The sequence below is a fragment of the Collimonas sp. PA-H2 genome, from assembly GCF_002564105.1.
Taxonomy (GTDB): domain Bacteria; phylum Pseudomonadota; class Gammaproteobacteria; order Burkholderiales; family Burkholderiaceae_D; genus Collimonas.
In genome coordinates this window covers 670019-686464 of sequence record NZ_PDBX01000001.1, presented here as the reverse complement: position 1 = coordinate 686464, position 16446 = coordinate 670019, and the positions used below count along the sequence as shown (strand labels likewise).

At 57.9% G+C, this 16446-nt stretch carries 16 protein-coding genes and 1 other RNA gene; 10 read left to right on the top strand and 7 right to left on the bottom strand.

All coding sequences use genetic code 11. The features are described from left to right. Positions 1-51 precede the first annotated feature (51 nt). Entirely contained in the window at positions 52-1422 is a 1371-nt protein-coding gene (locus tag BCF11_RS03115) for a mechanosensitive ion channel family protein (protein WP_098493441.1), read from the top strand. A 134-nt stretch (positions 1423-1556) separates the two neighbouring features. Beyond that, entirely contained in the window at positions 1557-2750 is a 1194-nt protein-coding gene (locus tag BCF11_RS03110) for a fatty acid desaturase (RefSeq protein WP_199110726.1), read from the top strand. Between the two features lie 206 nt (positions 2751-2956). Here BCF11_RS03110 and rpmG read toward each other — a convergent pair whose 3' ends face one another. From rpmG to radC, 3 genes are all read right to left on the bottom strand, one after another. Continuing rightward, positions 2957-3124 (bottom strand): 50S ribosomal protein L33, encoded by a 168-nt coding sequence (rpmG, locus tag BCF11_RS03105; protein WP_009667251.1) that lies wholly within the window; start codon positions 3122-3124, stop codon positions 2957-2959. A gap of 22 nt (positions 3125-3146) precedes the next feature. After that, on the bottom strand, positions 3147-3383 hold the full coding sequence (gene rpmB / locus BCF11_RS03100) for a 50S ribosomal protein L28 (RefSeq protein ID WP_014005219.1): 237 nt from the start codon (positions 3381-3383) through the stop codon (positions 3147-3149). A 136-nt stretch (positions 3384-3519) separates the two neighbouring features. Next, positions 3520-4194, bottom strand: a complete 675-nt coding sequence (gene radC / locus BCF11_RS03095; protein ID WP_098493439.1) for a DNA repair protein RadC — start codon at positions 4192-4194, stop codon at positions 3520-3522. 98 nt (positions 4195-4292) lie between these two features. Here radC and BCF11_RS03090 point away from each other — a divergent pair, with 98 nt between their 5' ends. The 6 genes from BCF11_RS03090 to BCF11_RS03065 all read left to right on the top strand — a co-directional run bounded on the left by BCF11_RS03090 (position 4293) and on the right by BCF11_RS03065 (position 9961). Further along, positions 4293-4748, top strand: coding sequence for a peptidylprolyl isomerase (locus tag BCF11_RS03090; RefSeq protein ID WP_098493438.1), 456 nt, complete (start codon positions 4293-4295; stop codon positions 4746-4748). A 19-nt stretch (positions 4749-4767) separates the two neighbouring features. After that, on the top strand, positions 4768-5706 hold the full coding sequence (ispH, locus tag BCF11_RS03085; RefSeq protein WP_098493437.1) for a 4-hydroxy-3-methylbut-2-enyl diphosphate reductase: 939 nt from the start codon (positions 4768-4770) through the stop codon (positions 5704-5706). 595 nt (positions 5707-6301) lie between these two features. Continuing rightward, positions 6302-7231, top strand: coding sequence for a branched-chain amino acid ABC transporter permease (locus BCF11_RS03080; RefSeq protein WP_098493436.1), 930 nt, complete (start codon positions 6302-6304; stop codon positions 7229-7231). Between the two features lie 13 nt (positions 7232-7244). Further along, on the top strand, positions 7245-8459 hold the full coding sequence (locus tag BCF11_RS03075) for an ABC transporter ATP-binding protein (protein ID WP_098493435.1): 1215 nt from the start codon (positions 7245-7247) through the stop codon (positions 8457-8459). Positions 8460-8468: 9 nt separating this feature from the next. Next, positions 8469-9239: an ABC transporter ATP-binding protein gene (locus BCF11_RS03070; protein ID WP_098493434.1), complete on the top strand. Its 771-nt coding sequence runs from the start codon at positions 8469-8471 to the stop codon at positions 9237-9239. Next, positions 9239-9961: an ABC transporter ATP-binding protein gene (locus BCF11_RS03065; RefSeq protein WP_098493433.1), complete on the top strand. Its 723-nt coding sequence runs from the start codon at positions 9239-9241 to the stop codon at positions 9959-9961. Before BCF11_RS03070 ends, BCF11_RS03065 begins: the two co-directional genes overlap by 1 nt. An 82-nt stretch (positions 9962-10043) precedes the next feature. Here the strand turns inward: BCF11_RS03065 and BCF11_RS03060 are convergent, their stop codons facing one another. Beyond that, positions 10044-10628: a porin family protein gene (locus tag BCF11_RS03060; RefSeq protein ID WP_098493432.1), complete on the bottom strand. Its 585-nt coding sequence runs from the start codon at positions 10626-10628 to the stop codon at positions 10044-10046. Positions 10629-10941: 313 nt separating this feature from the next. Further along, positions 10942-11973, bottom strand: a complete 1032-nt coding sequence (locus tag BCF11_RS03055) for a transglycosylase SLT domain-containing protein (RefSeq protein ID WP_369827724.1) — start codon at positions 11971-11973, stop codon at positions 10942-10944. Between the two features lie 492 nt (positions 11974-12465). Between BCF11_RS03055 and ubiD the strand changes: the two genes are divergently transcribed. Both ubiD and ffs read left to right on the top strand, forming a co-directional pair. Continuing rightward, complete coding sequence (ubiD, locus tag BCF11_RS03050; protein ID WP_098493431.1) at positions 12466-13950, top strand: 4-hydroxy-3-polyprenylbenzoate decarboxylase; 1485 nt, start codon at positions 12466-12468, stop codon at positions 13948-13950. Between the two features lie 111 nt (positions 13951-14061). Beyond that, positions 14062-14160, top strand: an RNA gene (gene ffs / locus BCF11_RS03045) — signal recognition particle sRNA small type. 117 nt (positions 14161-14277) lie between these two features. Here ffs and BCF11_RS03040 read toward each other — a convergent pair. Beyond that, complete coding sequence (locus tag BCF11_RS03040) at positions 14278-15675, bottom strand: heavy metal sensor histidine kinase (protein ID WP_098493430.1); 1398 nt, start codon at positions 15673-15675, stop codon at positions 14278-14280. Then, on the bottom strand, positions 15672-16385 hold the full coding sequence (locus BCF11_RS03035) for a heavy metal response regulator transcription factor (protein ID WP_098493429.1): 714 nt from the start codon (positions 16383-16385) through the stop codon (positions 15672-15674). Before BCF11_RS03035 ends, BCF11_RS03040 begins: the two co-directional genes overlap by 4 nt. Between the last annotated feature and the right edge of the window lie 61 nt (positions 16386-16446).

Here is a 16446-nt window from a genome sequence, read left to right as displayed (position 1 = left end):
GCAGCACGATAGAATGCCGAGACACTAGGTACTCAACGCCGTATCTAACACATGCCAGATATTTTCACGGAATTGCTCAACGACTTGCTGACCAACCTGGGCGCGCCCGGGCTGGCGCTGCAAGTCGGTTTGCTGCTGCTCTGCATAGCCGTGGGCTGGGTGCTGGCACGCCTGCTGCGCCGTACTTTCACGCTCAGCGCGGTGCAGCCGCCGGCGATGCAGATCGGCCTGGGCAGCTTCGTCAAGGTGCTCACGCCTATCCTGACTTTCCTGCTGCTGTTGCTGATCAAGCTGGCTTTGCAGAAGTGGCACCAGCCGGTGAATATCCTGCGCCTGATGGTGCCGCTGGTGGCTTCGCTGGCGCTGATGCGCTTCGTGTTCTACGTGTTGCGCCGGATTTTTGCGCGCAACAGCGGCGTCGGCACCTTCCTGCTGCTGTTTGAAAAGAGTTTCGGCGCCCTGGTCTGGATCGGCTTGCTGCTGTATATCACCGGCTGGTGGCCTGACCTGTTCGATTATCTGGACAGCACGGTGCTGCCGATCGGCCGCTACAAGGTGTCGCTGCTGGCCATCATGCAGGCGCTGGTGTCGGTGCTGGTGACCCTGGTGATCGCATTGTGGGCCGGCGCCACCATCGAAGAGCGCCTGATGCGGGTCAACACCATGCATTCCTCGATCCGCACCGTGGTGGCGCGCATGGCGCGCGCGGTGCTGATCCTGATCGCGGTATTGCTAAGCCTGTCGCTGGTGGGTATCGACCTGACCGTGCTGTCGGTGTTCGGCGGCGCGCTGGGTGTGGCGCTGGGGCTTGGTTTACAGAAAATCGCCAGCAGTTACGTATCGGGCTTCGTGATCCTGCTGGAGCGCAGCCTGGCGATCGGCGACATGGTCGGCGTCAGCACGTTCTACGGCAAGGTGGTGCAGATCAATAGCCGCTACACGGTGCTGCAAGGCCTGGACGGCATCGATACGGTAATCCCGAACGAGATCTTCATGATCAATTCGGTGCAGAACTATTCGCTGACCAACCGCATCCTGCGGCTGGCGACGCAAGTGACGATCGTCTACCAGGATGATGTCGAAAGCATACTCACCATGCTGGAGCAGGCGGCGCTGGAGGTGGAGCGCGTCTCGCATGAAGTGCTGCCGCAAGCCTTGCTGCTGAAGATCGGCCCTGACGGACTAGAGCTAGAGCTCGGATTTTGGATCACGGATCCCGAGAACGGACGCCTGAATGTGTTGTCAGATGTTAACCGGGCGATCTGGCGCGTATTGCAAGCCCATCAGATTAAAGTTGCCCACGTGAAACGAGAGATCAAGGTATATGAGGATGAATTGCATAAAAGTAATTTTCACTCAGATACACAACAGGATTTGCAATTAGATGGCCCGGTTGATTCGCCGAAACCTAAAAACGGCTGATATTCAGGGTACAATTGCAGTCGAATTTCGGGTAATTGGTCGGTAACTACCCGTCAACTTACCCGCATCACACTGCAAATCAGACATTAAAACAAGCAGTGGCGTAATCATTCATTACACATGGAGTACACATAGTGTTCAATGCAATTCTCGATTTCTTGTCGAATGGCGTAACAGGTGCAAGCGCCTGGCAGGTGGTCGTGTTCACGCTGGTCGTGACGCACATTACAATCGCTGCGGTGACTATCTACCTGCATCGCGGCCAGGCGCACCGTGCCCTGGATCTGCACGCGATCCCGAGCCATTTTTTCCGTTTCTGGCTGTGGTTGACGACCGGCATGGTGACCAAGGAGTGGGCAGCTATCCATCGCAAGCATCACGCCAAGTGCGACACCGAGGAAGACCCGCATAGCCCGGTCACCCGCGGCATCAAGAAAGTATTCTGGGAAGGCGCCGAGCTGTACCGCGCTGAATCGAAGAACCTGGAAACAATGGAGAAATTCGGCCATGGCACGCCGGACGACTGGATCGAGAGAAACCTGTATACCAAGCACAGCGCCTACGGCATCGTCGCCATGCTGTTCATCGACCTGCTGCTGTTCGGCGTCGTCGGCTTGAGCGTCTGGGCAGTGCAGATGGTGTGGATCCCGATCACCGCCGCCGGCATCATCAACGGCATCGGCCACTATTGGGGCTACCGCAACTACGATTGCAATGACGCTGCCACCAACATCATTCCGTTCGGCATCATCATCGGCGGTGAGGAACTGCATAACAACCACCATACTTTCGGCACATCGGCCAAGCTGTCGTCGAAGTGGTACGAATTCGACATCGGCTGGATGTATATCCGGATCCTGGAAATCTGCGGCCTGGCCAAGGTCAAGAAAGTTGCTCCGGCGCCGAAGTTCAACCACGCCAAGCTGGTGCCTGACCTGGATACCCTTCAATCGGTGATCGCCAACCGCTACGACGTCATGGCCAAGTACGCCAAGTCGCTGAAGAACGCCTGGCACGAAGAGCGCAGCCACCTGACCGACAAGGCCAAGCTGGGCGCCGGTTTCCTCAAGTCGTCGAAGAAATTGCTGCAACGCGAGCCGACCAAACTGGAAGCGCCGCAAAAGCAGCAGTTGACCGAGCTGTTCCTGCATAGCAAAGCACTGCAAACCATGCACGAAATGCGGGTTGAGCTGGGCGCGATTTGGGAACGTTCGCATTTCACGCGCGATCAGTTGCTGCATCAGTTGCAAGACTGGTGCGCACGTGCCGAGGCTTCCGGCATCAAGTCGCTGCAGGATTTCTCGCTGCGCCTGCGCAGCTACTCCTGATCTGAAATAAAAGACGGCTCGCCGCTAGCATTGCGGCAGCGGTCTTTATCGGTGAAACGGTCCATGCAAATCGGACCGTTTTTTTTCGCCCGGAATTCTTGTGCTGCAGCTGTTCTCCAAAGCTGCTTGGGGCGAGGCGGTTTGCCGCAGACGTAAAAAAGCCCCGCAGGAACATGCCTTGCGGGGCTTTTCGGAGCACAGATCAATTACTTGATCTTGGTCTCTTTGTATTCAACATGCTTACGAACCTTCGGGTCGAACTTCATGATCGACATTTTTTCCGGAGTTGTACGCTTGTTCTTGGTAGTGGTGTAGAAATGACCTGTACCAGCGGTCGATTCCAGCTTGATTTTGTCGCGGCCTGATTTCGCCATGATTCTTCCTTTATTCTGCTAGTTAGACTTTTTCGCCACGAGCGCGCAAATCGGTCAACACGGCATCGATGCCGATTTTGTCGATTACGCGCAGACCGGCGTTGGACAAGCGCAGGGAGACCCAGCGATTTTCAGACTCAACGAAAATGCGGCGATTTTGCAAGTTAGGCAAAAAGCGACGTTTCGTCTTGTTGTTTGCATGGGAAACGTTGTTGCCGACCATCGGCCCCTTCCCGGTGACTTGGCAGACACGTGCCATGTTTTTACTCCTAAAAGATTTCCGAAACTGGAAAAAAGGAGAGTATATATAAAAAAATGAGATTTTTCAACGACTTGCAGAAAACAATTGTGTCTTCTGCTCGTTCGTGGATTTAACAATTTGTTTTCGAAGGATTTCACAGCTGGCCATGTTCGGCAAACGAGTGCACCTGCGTGCCGGCGACGATGAAATGATCCAGCACCCTGACGCCGATCAGGTCCAGCGCCTGCTTCAGGGTTTGCGTCAGCTTGTGGTCGGCGGCGCTGGGCTCCAGCGTGCCGGAGGGATGGTTATGCGCCAGCATGACGCTGGCTGCATTGTGCGTCAGCGCCGCCTTGACCACTTCGCGCGGGTAGACGCTGGCATGGGTGAGGGTGCCGCGGAACAGCTCGTCGGCGCAGATCAGGCGGTTCTTGACGTCGAGGAACAATACCAGGAAAGACTCGTAGGGCTTGTTGGTCAGAAGCAACTGTAGATATTGCTTTACCGCGGCCGGCGCGTCGAAGCTGGTGCCGGATTGCAGCTCCTCTGCCAGCGAGCGCCGTCCCAGTTCCAGTATCGCTTGCAACTGGGCGAATTTGGCGGGGCCGAGGCCGTTGATGGCGCAGAACTCGTCCTGAGTGGCGGAGAACAGCCGGTTGAGCGAGCCGAAATGGCTGCTCAATTCGCGCCCCAGGTCGACCGCGCTTTTGCCGGCGGCGCCGACGCGCAGGAATACAGCCAGCAGTTCGGCATCGGAAAGCGCCTGCGGCCCGAATTTGATCAGGCGTTCGCGCGGTCTTTGATCGGCGGGCCAGTCGGTAATTGGCATGGTTAGTCCCTCTAAGCGCGTCAGCTTGTCCAAGGTGGCTTACAATATCATCTTCAGATGAACGATTGCCTTTTTGTTAATGGTGTTTTTGCCTAATTATGTCTAACTTGTCCCTGCCCGTTGTCACCGAAGCCTCTTATCTCACTCTGCACTATCGTCTCGCGTCCCAGGAGGGCGAGGATATTGTCAGCACCTTCAAGGAGTCGCCGGCTACTTTGCAGTTCGGCATGGGCCAACTGGCGCCGTTCCTGGAAACCTGCCTGCTTGGTTTGCCGGAAGGCACGCATCAAACCTTCGACCTGCCGCCTGAGCTGGCTTTCGGCCCGCGCAATCCTGAGCTGATCCAGCGCGTTTCGCGCGCCACCCTGCGCCAGAATTCGCAGTTGGGCGAGGAATACCGCATCGGCGACCTGGTGGAGTTTGCGGCGCCGGGCGGCGGCCAGTTCGCCGGCGTGCTGCGTGAGATCGACGAGCAGGGCGCCTTGTTCGATTTCAACCACCCGCTGGCCGGCCAGTCGCTCAAGTTTGAAGTAAAGATCATCGGCATCCTGTAATTGCGCCGATTGAATGGATATGACTATGGATAAAGAAATTCTACTGGCGCAGCCGCGCGGTTTTTGCGCCGGCGTCGACCGCGCGATCGAAATCGTCGAACGCGCACTGGAACAGTTCGGCGCACCGATCTATGTGCGCCACGAAATCGTCCACAATGCCTATGTGGTGGCGGACCTGCGCAACAAGGGCGCGATTTTCATCGAAGAGCTGGCCGATGTGCCGGCCGGGAATACGGTGATCTTTTCTGCCCACGGCGTTTCCAAGGCGGTGCAGGAAGAAGCCGCGGTGCGCGGCCTGAAAGTGTTCGACGCCACTTGCCCGCTGGTCACCAAGGTCCACATGGAAGTCGCCAAGATGCGCCGCGAGGGCCGTGAAATCGTCATGATCGGCCACGAAGGGCATCCGGAAGTCGAGGGCACCATGGGCCAGACCGAAGGTGGCATGCACCTGGTCGAAACCGTGGCTGATGTCGACAAGCTGCAGGTGGCGAATCCTGAACTGCTGGCCTATGTCTCGCAGACCACCTTGTCGGTGGACGACACGGCGGACGTGATTGCCGCCCTCAAGCAGCGCTTCCCCTTGATCACCGAGCCGAAGAAGGGCGATATCTGCTATGCCACCACCAATCGCCAGCAAGCCGTGAAGTTCATGGCGCCGCAGGTCGACGTGGTGATCGTGGTCGGCAGTCCTAATAGTTCCAACTCCAACCGCCTGCGCGAAGTGGCCGAGAAGCGTGGCACCGCTGCCTACATGGTGGACAACGCTGAGCAGATAGATCCCGGCTGGCTGCAAGGGAAGACCCGTATCGGCGTCACTGCCGGCGCTTCGGCCCCCGAGGTCTTGGTGCAGGCAGTGATCGACCGCCTGACGGCCTATGGCGCCAAGAGTGTACGCACGCTCGACGGTGCGGAAGAAAACGTCACTTTCCCTATGCCCAAGGGGCTGGCGCGCACCTGAAGCGGGACCGGCGGCTGTAATTGCCCATGAGAATCTGCTTATTGTCATGGGTGATTGCATCCTTGCGGCCGATTGTTAACTTGTCAAAGTTCCCCCTGAAAGCCTTGTGCAAAGGCCCAGATGCCTCATTCTGGCGCGAAATTATATTCCGAATAAATCCCACTTTTCCATCGATAGTTTTTTGTTTTCCTCGCTATCATTGCGGCGCTGAAGTTTGATTGTAAAAGGCTGTGCTGAACTGCCTTCAGCGAGTAATATTGTAGTGCCGTCAGAGTTGATTATCGCTCAACGTTAGCTATAATCTGCACGGTCATGGTGCATTTGTCCACCGAGACAAGGCGCTTTAAGATAAAAACGTTTTTACATAAAGACGTATAAGGAGACAAATAATATGTGTACCCCGTTCATCCTTCATATTCCGGCTATTCACGCAATGCCAGATTACCTTTCCAGCTAGGCGGAAGGGCGCATCCCCACGGCACCAGGACTTCTCCAGGGTGCCGTTTTTGTATCGGGAATGATTTTTGCTGTGCAGCCTCTGAGATGGTCGCAATAGTGTTCTGACCGATTTGAACCGAAACACACAAAGGAAATTATGGATATCTTTATCCAACAAGTTATCAACGGCTTGGTGCTGGGAAGCATGTATGCGTTGATTGCCCTCGGTTATACGATGGTATACGGCGTGTTGAACCTGATTAACTTCGCCCACGGCGATATCCTGATGATAGGCGCGATGGTTGGCTTGTCCATCCTCAAGCTGCTGCAGCATGTCGCTCCCGGCCTGCCTGGCATAGTCCAGCTGGCGATCGCCATCATCGGCGCCATTCCGGTCTGCGTCATTGTCAGCCTGATCATTGAACGGGTCGCCTACCGGCCGTTGCGCAATGCGCCGCGCCTGGCGCCGCTGATCACGGCGATCGGCGTTTCCATCCTGCTGCAGACTTTCGCCATGATGATCTGGGGCCGCAGCCCGCTGCCAGTCCCGCAAGTCATGCCGTCCGACCCTGTGCATATCTTCGGCGCGCTGATCTCGCCGACGCAGATCATGCTGCTGGTGCTGGCTGCCGCTTCGATGTTCGGCCTGGTGATGCTGGTTGAAAAAACCAAGATGGGCCGCGCCATGCGCGCCACCGCGGAAAATCCGCGGGTCGCCGGCCTGATGGGGGTCGATTCCAACCGCGTCATCGTCATGACCTTCGCCATCGGCGCCGCACTGGCTGCCGTCGCCGGCGTGATGTGGGGCGCGAACTACTCTTCTGCGCAGTTCGCGATGGGCTTCGTGCCCGGCTTGAAGGCGTTCTCCGCCGCGGTGCTGGGCGGTATCGGCAATATCTACGGCGCCATGCTGGGCGGTATCATACTGGGCCTGATCGAGAGCCTGGGAGCTGGCTATATCGGCGACCTGACCGGCAACTTCTTCGGTAGTAACTACCAGGATATCTTTGCCTTCATCGTGCTGATCATTGTCTTGACCTTGCGTCCGTCCGGCATCATGGGCGAACGTGTGGCTGACCGCGCTTGATCGGGGAGGATATATGGCTAGCTTCTTCGACACCAAAAAGAACCCGACCAAGGCTTACACCAGCTTGGTTGCCCTCGCTATCCTGTTCGTGATCTTCCCGTTCATTGCCGCCAATTTCGGTAATTCCTGGGTCCGCATCATGGACTTCGCGCTGCTCTACATCATGCTGGCGCTAGGTTTGAACATCGTGGTCGGTTTTGCCGGCCTGCTCGATCTCGGCTACATCGCGTTCTATGCGATCGGCGCCTACATGACCGGCTTGCTGGCGTCGCCACAGTTTGCTTCGGTGCTGGAATCGTTTGTGAATACCTATCCGGCCATCGGCAATTTCCTGGTGATGATCTGCGGCCCGGAAATTGTCCAGAACGGCATCCACTTGTCGTTGTGGGTGATCGTGCCGCTGGGAGCGGCGCTGGCAGGGATGTTCGGCGCCATTCTCGGCGCTCCGACACTCAAGCTGCGCGGCGATTATCTGGCTATCGTGACACTCGGTTTCGGTGAAATCATCCGGATTTTCATGAATAACCTGAATGCGCCGGTGAACATCACCAACGGTCCGCAGGGTATCAACCTGATCGATCCTATCCGCATCTTCGGCGTCTCGCTGGCAGGGGAGCGCGGTTCCAATGCGACGGTCCAGCTGGGCAGTTTCAGCCTGCCGTCGGTGAATGCCTACTACTTCCTGTTCCTCGTCCTGTGTATCGCAATCATCATTATTTCGATCCGCTTGCAGAACTCGCGCCTGGGCCGTGCCTGGGTGGCGATACGTGAAGACGAAATCGCCGCCAAGGCAATGGGCATCAATACCCGCAACATGAAGCTGCTGGCGTTTACGATGGGCGCCTCGTTTGGCGGCGTCGCTGGCGCCATGTTTGCCTCGTTCCAGGGCTTCGTCTCGCCGGAATCGTTCTCTTTGACCGAGTCGATCGCGGTACTGGCGATGGTGGTGCTGGGCGGCATGGGGCATATTCCGGGCGTGGTGCTGGGTGGCATATTGCTGGCGGCATTGCCTGAAGTGCTGCGGCACACCGTGGAGCCGATGCAGATGGCTGTTTTCGGCAAGGTGCTGATCGATGCCGAAGTGCTGCGCCAGCTGTTGTACGGTCTGGCGATGGTAGTCATCATGTTGACCCGTCCAGCCGGCTTGTGGCCTGCGCCTAAGCACGAGGATCGGCCGGATGCCGATATCGATAAACCTACGCTGGCGACCGGCGTGGTAGAGGCTTAAGGAGATCACATGAGCGCACAAACTATTTTAAATATCTCCGGCGTCAATAAACGGTTCGGCGGTTTGCAGGCCTTGTCCGAAGTCAACGTCAAGATCCTGAAGGGCCAGATTTATGGCCTGATCGGACCGAACGGCGCCGGCAAGACGACGTTCTTCAATGTCATCACCGGCTTGTACCAGGCCGATACCGGCACGTTCGAGCTGTCCGGCAAGCCTTACTCGCCGTCGGCGCCGCATGAAGTGGCCAAGGCCGGCATCGCCCGTACGTTCCAGAACATCCGCCTGTTCGGCGAGATGACCGTACTGGAAAACGTCATGGTGGGTTGCCACGTGCGCACCAAGCAGGGCCTGTTCGGCGCTGTGTTCCGCCACAAGGCGGCGCGCACGGAAGAACTGGCTATCCGCAAGCGTTCGCAGGAACTGCTGGATTTCGTCGGCATCGGCCGTTTCGGCGAGCGTACCGCGCGGCACTTGTCATATGGCGATCAACGGCGCCTGGAAATCGCCCGGGCGCTGGCTACCGATCCGCAATTGCTGGCGTTGGACGAACCGGCAGCAGGCATGAACGCCACCGAAAAACTGGCGCTGCGCGAGTTGCTGGTGAAAATCAAGAATGAAGGAAAGACCATTTTGCTGATCGAACATGATGTCAAGCTGATGATGGGCTTGTGCGACCGCCTGACCGTGCTGGACTACGGCAAGCCGATTGCTGAAGGATTGCCTGCCGAAATCCAGAAGAACCCGGCCGTGATTGAAGCCTATCTGGGAGGTGGTCACTAATGGCAACCAATATCCTGAAAGTCAGCAACCTGAAAGTCGCCTACGGCGGCATCCAGGCAGTCAAGGGCATCAACCTCGACGTCAACGAAGGCGAACTGGTGACGCTGATCGGCGCCAACGGTGCCGGCAAGACCACCACGCTGAAAGCCATCACCGGGACTTTGCCGCAATGTAAAGTCGAAGGTGAGATGCACTATATGGGAGAGCATACCAAGGGCACGACCTCGTTCAACCTGGTCAAGCAAAAGCTGGCGATGGTGCCGGAAGGGCGTGGCGTATTCACCCGCATGAGCATCCAGGAAAACCTCCTGATGGGGGCGTATACCCGTGACGACAAGGCTGGCATCGCTGCCGATATCGAAAAGTGGTTTACCGTGTTCCCGCGCCTGAAAGAGCGTGCCGCCCAAATGGCCGGCACCTTGTCCGGCGGCGAACAGCAGATGCTGGCGATGGCGCGTGCATTGATGAGCCATCCAAAGCTGCTGCTGCTGGATGAGCCGTCTATGGGTTTGTCGCCGATCATGGTGGAAAAGATCTTTGAAGTCATCCGCAACGTTTCCGCGCAAGGGATCACGATCCTGCTGGTCGAGCAGAATGCCAAGCTGGCGCTGGAAGCGGCGCACCGTGCCTATGTGATGGATTCAGGCCTGGTGACCATGAGCGGCAACGCCAAGGATATGCTGGATGATCCTAAGGTGAAGGCGGCCTATCTGGGCGAGTAAGTTCGGGTTTGCCTGATTTGCAAAAAAGGGGGACTAGGCATTCGTGCCAGTCCCCTTTTTCTTGTTCTCGCCAGAAAAGTCGTTAGAAGCGATATTGCAAGTTGAGGCCGAGCGTATCCAGATTCACTTGGCTGCCGCCATAGTCCAGGCCCACCTTGCCATAGCGCGTGTAATCTGCAATCAGATCAATGTTTTTAGCCAAGGAATACTTGACGCCGAGCGCGCCGAAGAACTTGTTGCCTTTGCTGTCGGAAATCGAGCTGCCGTGCTTGATTTCATAGCGCATGATACCGGCCTCGCCGACCAGCGCCCAGTCTGGAGCGATAGGATAGGAGCCCACCGCCGACAGGCTGAAGCCGCTGGTCCTGGCCGTCATTCCCGGCAGGTCTGCGCGCGATACGGTGGCCTTGCCGAAATTCCGGTAGCCTAGCTTGACGCCGAAATTTTCATTGATGTTGTAGCCGCCATAAAGGTTGAAAGCGGTCTTGTCGCTGGACGCCTGGCCGTCTGAGGGGGCATTGACACGATTGCTGTTCGAGGAGCCGATGCCGGCGCCGATGAACGGGCCGCTGGCGTTTTCGGCAGGGGCGGACTGATTGGCGGCGAAGGCCGCGGATGACGCCATCAGCGTGGCGAGCAAGGTAACGGTAGAGATATTTTTTTTCACTATAAATGATCTTTGCAAAAATTGACGGAGGAACTGAACTGTAGATTTTCCAAATATTTCTTCGGAAAAATATATATCTGTTGATGCAAGTGCTTGATATATAAGCAGTATTTTCTTCAATTTCGACTTGACCAATGTCAGGGCAATGTCAATACATGCATGCACCGCTGCGCTTTCAAGCTGGCTGGCGCGATTGTTTGAGGAAGAGGCGGGCAGGTGGTGGATGCGGGACGCGAAAAAAAAGCCCGCCAAGGAAAGAGGCGGGCTTTGTCTTCGATGCGGAGCGCCAAGGCTCGCGCGGTCGTGGCAATGCTTAGGTCAGCGGCAGCGGATTGCGCTGGTTGTCAGACTGCTGGATACGATGTTCGATGGCATCCGGCACGCTGACTGCGGCTTCGGCTGGCGTCGGTGCAACGGCATCTGCAGGAGCAACGGCTTGTATCGGACGCGCCTTAGGCGTCGCGATCGGCGCTGTCGAACCGGTCGAAGGAACATTCTTGCCGGTAGCGACGTCTTGCAGGCGGCGATATTCAGCCAATACCTTGTAGCCGTAGCCGCCGTCGTTGGCGAAGGCGGCGGCGCCGACATAGCGCTTCAGGCCGGCTTCGACCGAACCGCCCTGGGTCACGTAGTCCTTGAGGATCATGGAGCCGACCTTGATGTTGGCAGTCGGATTCAGCGCGGCCTTGATGCCGCCCATGCTTTCAAACTTGTCTTCATGCACTTTCGACATGACCTGCATCAGGCCTTGCGCGCCAACCGGGCTTTCGGCAAACGGATTCAAGCCCGACTCGATCGCCATCACGGCCAGGATCAGGAGCGGATCCAGCTTGGTTTCGCGTGCGGTCTTGTAGGCAGTCGTCACGAACATGTTGGTGGCGTCGCCGGCGACGCGATAACGCTTGGACAGCCAGTTGGTGACCCATTGCTGCTGACGCGAGTTGTCGAGCGGTTTGACTGCCTTGGGAAAGCCATCCATGTGCAGCAGGTGATTCACGTTTGCGCTTGGCGCCGGCACGGTCAGGCTGGCGACATTTTTGCCGGCCGCCGGAGCGCTTGCCTGAACGCTAACTGCTGCAGCCGCTTGCGGAGCGCTGCTGGCGAACAGCGGCAGGCTTTGCAGCTTGAGGGCCAGATTCGGGCTGATCAGCATGGTGCTGAGTCCGATCAGGGCCAGGATGCCGCTGAACAGGACAGTGACGCGGGTAGTGGCGATAAGGCCGCCGACGGTGTCGCGGGCGAACAGCGCGCTGTTGACCGCGCCGTTGATCGATTCGCTGCTAAGTTTTCTTAAATATCCGGGCGTAGCCCAACTAGATAATGCCTTGGTAGATCTTGCTAACAATTGAACCTCCAGAATCGTCGCGGCGCATGCAGGCCCCTTGGAACAGCGGGGGGCGAAAATACTGAAGCTGCGTGCACCGTAATCAATATCGCCTGGCTTCGCATGCTGTGTGCGTCATGCCAGACGTCGTTGCTGTTTGCGCTTATGCGGCTCCAAGCTGGTCGGCTGCAGGAATGCGCCGTGCCGCTGGCAAACAACTTGTTCGGGGGAGAAGGCTGACGCCTTTTGAAAACACTCCTTAAAATGTCATGTGGGACCCCGATCCCGTGAGTATTGAGAGTCGTCATGAAAACGCTTTTTGGACGTTGCGACTGCTTCAAGCTGGGCGCATTGTAGGGGGCGGTTTATATCGAGTCAATACTATAAAAAATTAAATCAATAACTTTTATGTATAAAGAATATGCCGGTTTACCGCTGTGAGCCAATAAAATCAAGCACTTCGCTGGGAAGCCTTAATTGTCGAATTAACATTCATAAAGATTGTAAGAATCCATGAAATATTCAGATTTACGTGATTTTGTTATCAAATTGGAACAAATTGGCGAGCTAAAACGGATTTCAACGCCGATTTCACCTTATTTGGAGATGACGGAGATCTGCGATCGCACTTTGCGCGCCGGCGGTCCGGCGCTGCTTTTTGAGAATCCGACAGGGCATTCGATACCTGTGCTAGGCAATTTATTCGGTACGCCGCGCCGCGTCGCGCTAGGCATGGGAGCCGACGACGTCAGCGAATTGCGGCGCATCGGCCACGTGCTGGCGTCGCTGAAAGAACCGGAACCGCCGAAAGGTTTTAAAGATATCCTCGGCCTCGGCACGCTGGTGAAATCCTTGTGGGACATGGCGCCCAAGGAGCAGCGCTCGGCGCCATGCCAGGATATCGTCTGGGAAGGCAACGACGTCGACCTGGCCAGGCTGCCGATCCAGCATTGCTGGCCGGGCGATGTGGCGCCGTTGATCACCTGGGGCCTGGTGATCACCAAAGGACCGCACAAGAAGCGCCAGAACCTCGGCATCTACCGCCAGCAGGTGCTGGGTCGCAACAAGGTCATCATGCGCTGGCTGGCGCATCGCGGCGGCGCGCTGGATTTCCGCGAGCATGCGATCGCCACCGGCGGCAAGCCGTATCCGGTGGCGGTGGCGCTGGGCGCCGATCCCGCTACTATATTAGGCGCGGTGACGCCGGTGCCGGACAGCCTGTCCGAATACCAGTTCGCCGGCCTGCTGCGCGGCAGCCGCACCGAGCTGGTCAAGGCCATCGGTAGCGAGTTGCGGGTGCCGGCCTCGGCCGAGATCGTGCTGGAAGGGCATATCAATCCCGACCCCTCGCATCCGTCCGGCTATGAAATGGCGCTGGAGGGGCCTTACGGCGACCACACCGGCTACTACAACGAGCAGGACTGGTTCCCGGTGTTCACCATCGACCGCATCACGATGCGCAAGTCGCCGATCTATCACTCTACGTATACAGGCAAGCCGCCGGATGAGCCGGCGGTGCTGGGCGTGGCGCTGAACGAAGTATTCATCCCCTTGCTGCAAAAGCAGTTTTCCGAAATCACCGATTTCTATCTGCCGCCGGAAGGGTGCAGCTACCGCATGGCGGTAGTGCAAATGAAAAAGGCCTATGCCGGCCATGCCAAGCGGGTGATGTTCGGCGTCTGGAGCTTCCTGCGCCAGTTCATGTATACCAAGTTCATCGTGGTGGTCGACGAGGACGTCAATATCCGTGACTGGAATGAGGTGATCTGGGCCATCACTACGCGAGTGGATCCGATCCGCGACACTACAATAGTGGACAACACGCCGATCGATTATCTCGATTTCGCCTCGCCGGTGAGTGGCCTTGGCAGCAAGATGGGAATCGACGCCACCAATAAATGGCCGGGTGAAACCAGCCGTGAGTGGGGGCGCACCATCAGCATGTCGGACGAGGTGAAGACGCGGGTCGACCAGATCTGGCAAGAGCTCGGCCTGTAAATCTGGATTTATGGGAAACGCTTTATATAAATAATGCGGAAAATGGCAGCGCCTGCCAAAAAGCTGTAAAAAGCGCTGCCAGCAATGACGCAATGCGGTACAATTCACCCCGGCGGGCCCCTGCGCATTGTGGCGTGGTCAACCTGGTCAGGTCGGGAACGAAGCAGCCACAGCCATTTCCTGCAAGTGCCGCAGACAAGGCTCGCCTCTATCCTCAGTATCATTCCGCACGGTTTTTCTCAGCAACACCTCCCCAACGTTGTGCCATCGCTTGATTGCCAGTTTGTCAGCGGCCACCGTTATCGCTCAGGCAAGCCTCAGGCTGACTCAGTGCGCCGCTGGTTCCGTGGCGGGAATGCTGAAGCCGATAGTCGTCATGCCTGCCACGCTGTCGGCAAACACGCCGCCGCCGTGCATCTTGGCGATCGCCTTGACGATCGCCAGCCCTAGGCCGTGGCCGTGCAGCTGGCTTTGATCCTTGTCGTTGCGGGCGGCATCGACGCGATAGAAGCGATCGAACAGCCGCGGCAAATGGTTCTCGGCGATCGGCTGACCGGGGTTGGAAACGGCAATCCCGATCGCTGCCGGCTGCTGCGTGATGGTGACCACAATCGCCGCACCGGGCGTCGAATGCTGGATCGCGTTATGCAGCAGATTGCTCATGGCGCGCTTGAACAGCGAGGTTTCGATCGAGGCTTCGGCGCCGATGTCGCCATCCACCTTTACCGTCATTTTCGACTCGTCCAGCACAAACTCGAAGAACTCCACGGTCTTGTTGATTTCCTGGGCTATCGAGGTGCGCACCAGGCTGGTGGCGGCTTCGCCCTGGTCGGCGCGCGCCAGGAACAGCATGTCGTTGATGATCGAACGCAAACGCTCCAGCTCTTCCAGATTGGATTGCAGCACTTCCTCGAATTGCGGCGCGGTGCGCTGGCGCGACAAGGCCACCTGGGTCTCGCCGATCAGGTTGGCCAGCGGCGTGCGCAGCTCGTGGGCGACGTCGGCATTGAACGCCTCCAGCTGGTTGTAGGCGGCTTCCATACGCTCCAGCACGCCATTGAACGCGGCGGTCAGGTCCGACAGTTCGCCCGGCAGCGGCGCAATCTGCAAGCGTTGCGACAGCGTCTTGGGGCCGAGCGACTGCGCCGCGCTGGACAACTGCTTCAACGGCCGCAATCCCACTTGCGCAATCCAGTAGCCGAGCAGCATCACCAGCATCACACCCAGCAGCGACAGGCCGACCAGTGCGATCATGAAGGCGCGCAGAGTATGCATGTAAGGCGCCGCATCCACCGCCACGATCAGCCTGACCGCGGGCCTTTCGCCGAACGGCGGCAGAGCCTTGGTCAAGGTATGCAGCGGATATTCGCGGCCGCGCAGCATCAGGTTGCCCATGCCGTCAGGGTTGCGGTCTATCTTTTCGATGTCAGCCAGGTCCTTGCCATACTGGAAGCGCGGATCGTCGCTCAGCACCCAGTAGCGGAAACTGCCGTCGGCCGGCGTCAGCGTATCCAGCTTGGCCTGCACCCGCGGCCAGCGCGCAGGATCGCCGTTGTGCTGGATCATGTACTGGGTGTCGAGAAAGCGGGTGCTGAGCTCATCGTGCTGATGGCGCGCCAGTTCGCGCTGCAGCACGCCGTACAGGGCGCTGCCGATCAGCGAGAAAATCAGCAATGCGGCCAGCGCGAACATCGCCACCAGGCGGACTTTGATGGAGCGTCTCATCCCTGGCTCTCGTGATGGTGCGTTTCGTGCGTTTCGCGTGGCTCGCGCGGTTCCAGCACATAACCCATGCCGCGTATGGTGTGCAGCAGCTTAAGGCTGAACGGCGCATCGATCTTGGCGCGCAAGCGCTTGATGGCGACCTCGACCACATTCGTGTTGCTGTCGAAGTTCATGTCCCATACCAGTTCGGCGATTGCTGTTTTCGACAGGATTTCGCCTTGCCGCCGCGCCAGCACCGCCAGCAGGGAAAATTCCTTGGCGGTGAGGTCGATGCGGACATTGGCGCGATAGGCTTTGCGGCTGATCAGGTCGATCTGCAGATCGGCAATCCGCAGCTGCGCCGGCTCCAGCGCACGGCCGCGCCGGGTCAGCGCCTGCAAGCGCGCCAGCAGTTCGAGGAAGGAAAACGGCTTGACCAGATAATCGTCGGCGCCGCCCTGCAGGCCCTTGATGCGGTCTTCCACGCGGTCGCGCGCGGTCAGCATGATGACCGGGGTCTGCTTGATTTCACGCAGCGCATGCAAGACCGAAAAGCCGTCGACGCCGGGCAGCATGACGTCCAGCACGATCACATCGTAATCGTGCTGCAAGGCCAGGTGCTGGCCGTCAATGCCGTCATGGGCGACGTCGACCACACAGCCTTGCTCGGTCAATCCCTTGCATAGGTAGTCAGCGGTCTTCAGTTCATCTTCGACGATCAGGATCTTCATGTGATGCGGGTCTCCTGTTCTATCCTGCTCAGCGCTAGCAACATGGCGCAGTGCAGGATTG

Bases quoted from the DNA above. Each gene is read 5' to 3' on its own strand.
- BCF11_RS03115 (WP_098493441.1), top strand. From the start codon at position 52: ATGCCAGATATTTTCACGGAATTGCTCAACGACTTGCTGACCAACCTG.
- rpmG (WP_009667251.1), bottom strand. From the start codon at position 3,124: ATGGCGAAATCAGGCCGCGACAAAATCAAGCTGGAATCGACCGCTGGT.
- rpmB (WP_014005219.1), bottom strand. From the start codon at position 3,383: ATGGCACGTGTCTGCCAAGTCACCGGGAAGGGGCCGATGGTCGGCAAC.
- radC (WP_098493439.1), bottom strand. From the start codon at position 4,194: ATGCCAATTACCGACTGGCCCGCCGATCAAAGACCGCGCGAACGCCTG.
- BCF11_RS03090 (WP_098493438.1), top strand. From the start codon at position 4,293: ATGTCTAACTTGTCCCTGCCCGTTGTCACCGAAGCCTCTTATCTCACT.
- ispH (WP_098493437.1), top strand. From the start codon at position 4,768: ATGACTATGGATAAAGAAATTCTACTGGCGCAGCCGCGCGGTTTTTGC.
- BCF11_RS03080 (WP_098493436.1), top strand. From the start codon at position 6,302: ATGGATATCTTTATCCAACAAGTTATCAACGGCTTGGTGCTGGGAAGC.
- BCF11_RS03075 (WP_098493435.1), top strand. From the start codon at position 7,245: ATGGCTAGCTTCTTCGACACCAAAAAGAACCCGACCAAGGCTTACACC.
- BCF11_RS03070 (WP_098493434.1), top strand. From the start codon at position 8,469: ATGAGCGCACAAACTATTTTAAATATCTCCGGCGTCAATAAACGGTTC.
- BCF11_RS03065 (WP_098493433.1), top strand. From the start codon at position 9,239: ATGGCAACCAATATCCTGAAAGTCAGCAACCTGAAAGTCGCCTACGGC.
- ubiD (WP_098493431.1), top strand. From the start codon at position 12,466: ATGAAATATTCAGATTTACGTGATTTTGTTATCAAATTGGAACAAATT.
- BCF11_RS03040 (WP_098493430.1), bottom strand. From the start codon at position 15,675: ATGAGACGCTCCATCAAAGTCCGCCTGGTGGCGATGTTCGCGCTGGCC.
- BCF11_RS03035 (WP_098493429.1), bottom strand. From the start codon at position 16,385: ATGAAGATCCTGATCGTCGAAGATGAACTGAAGACCGCTGACTACCTA.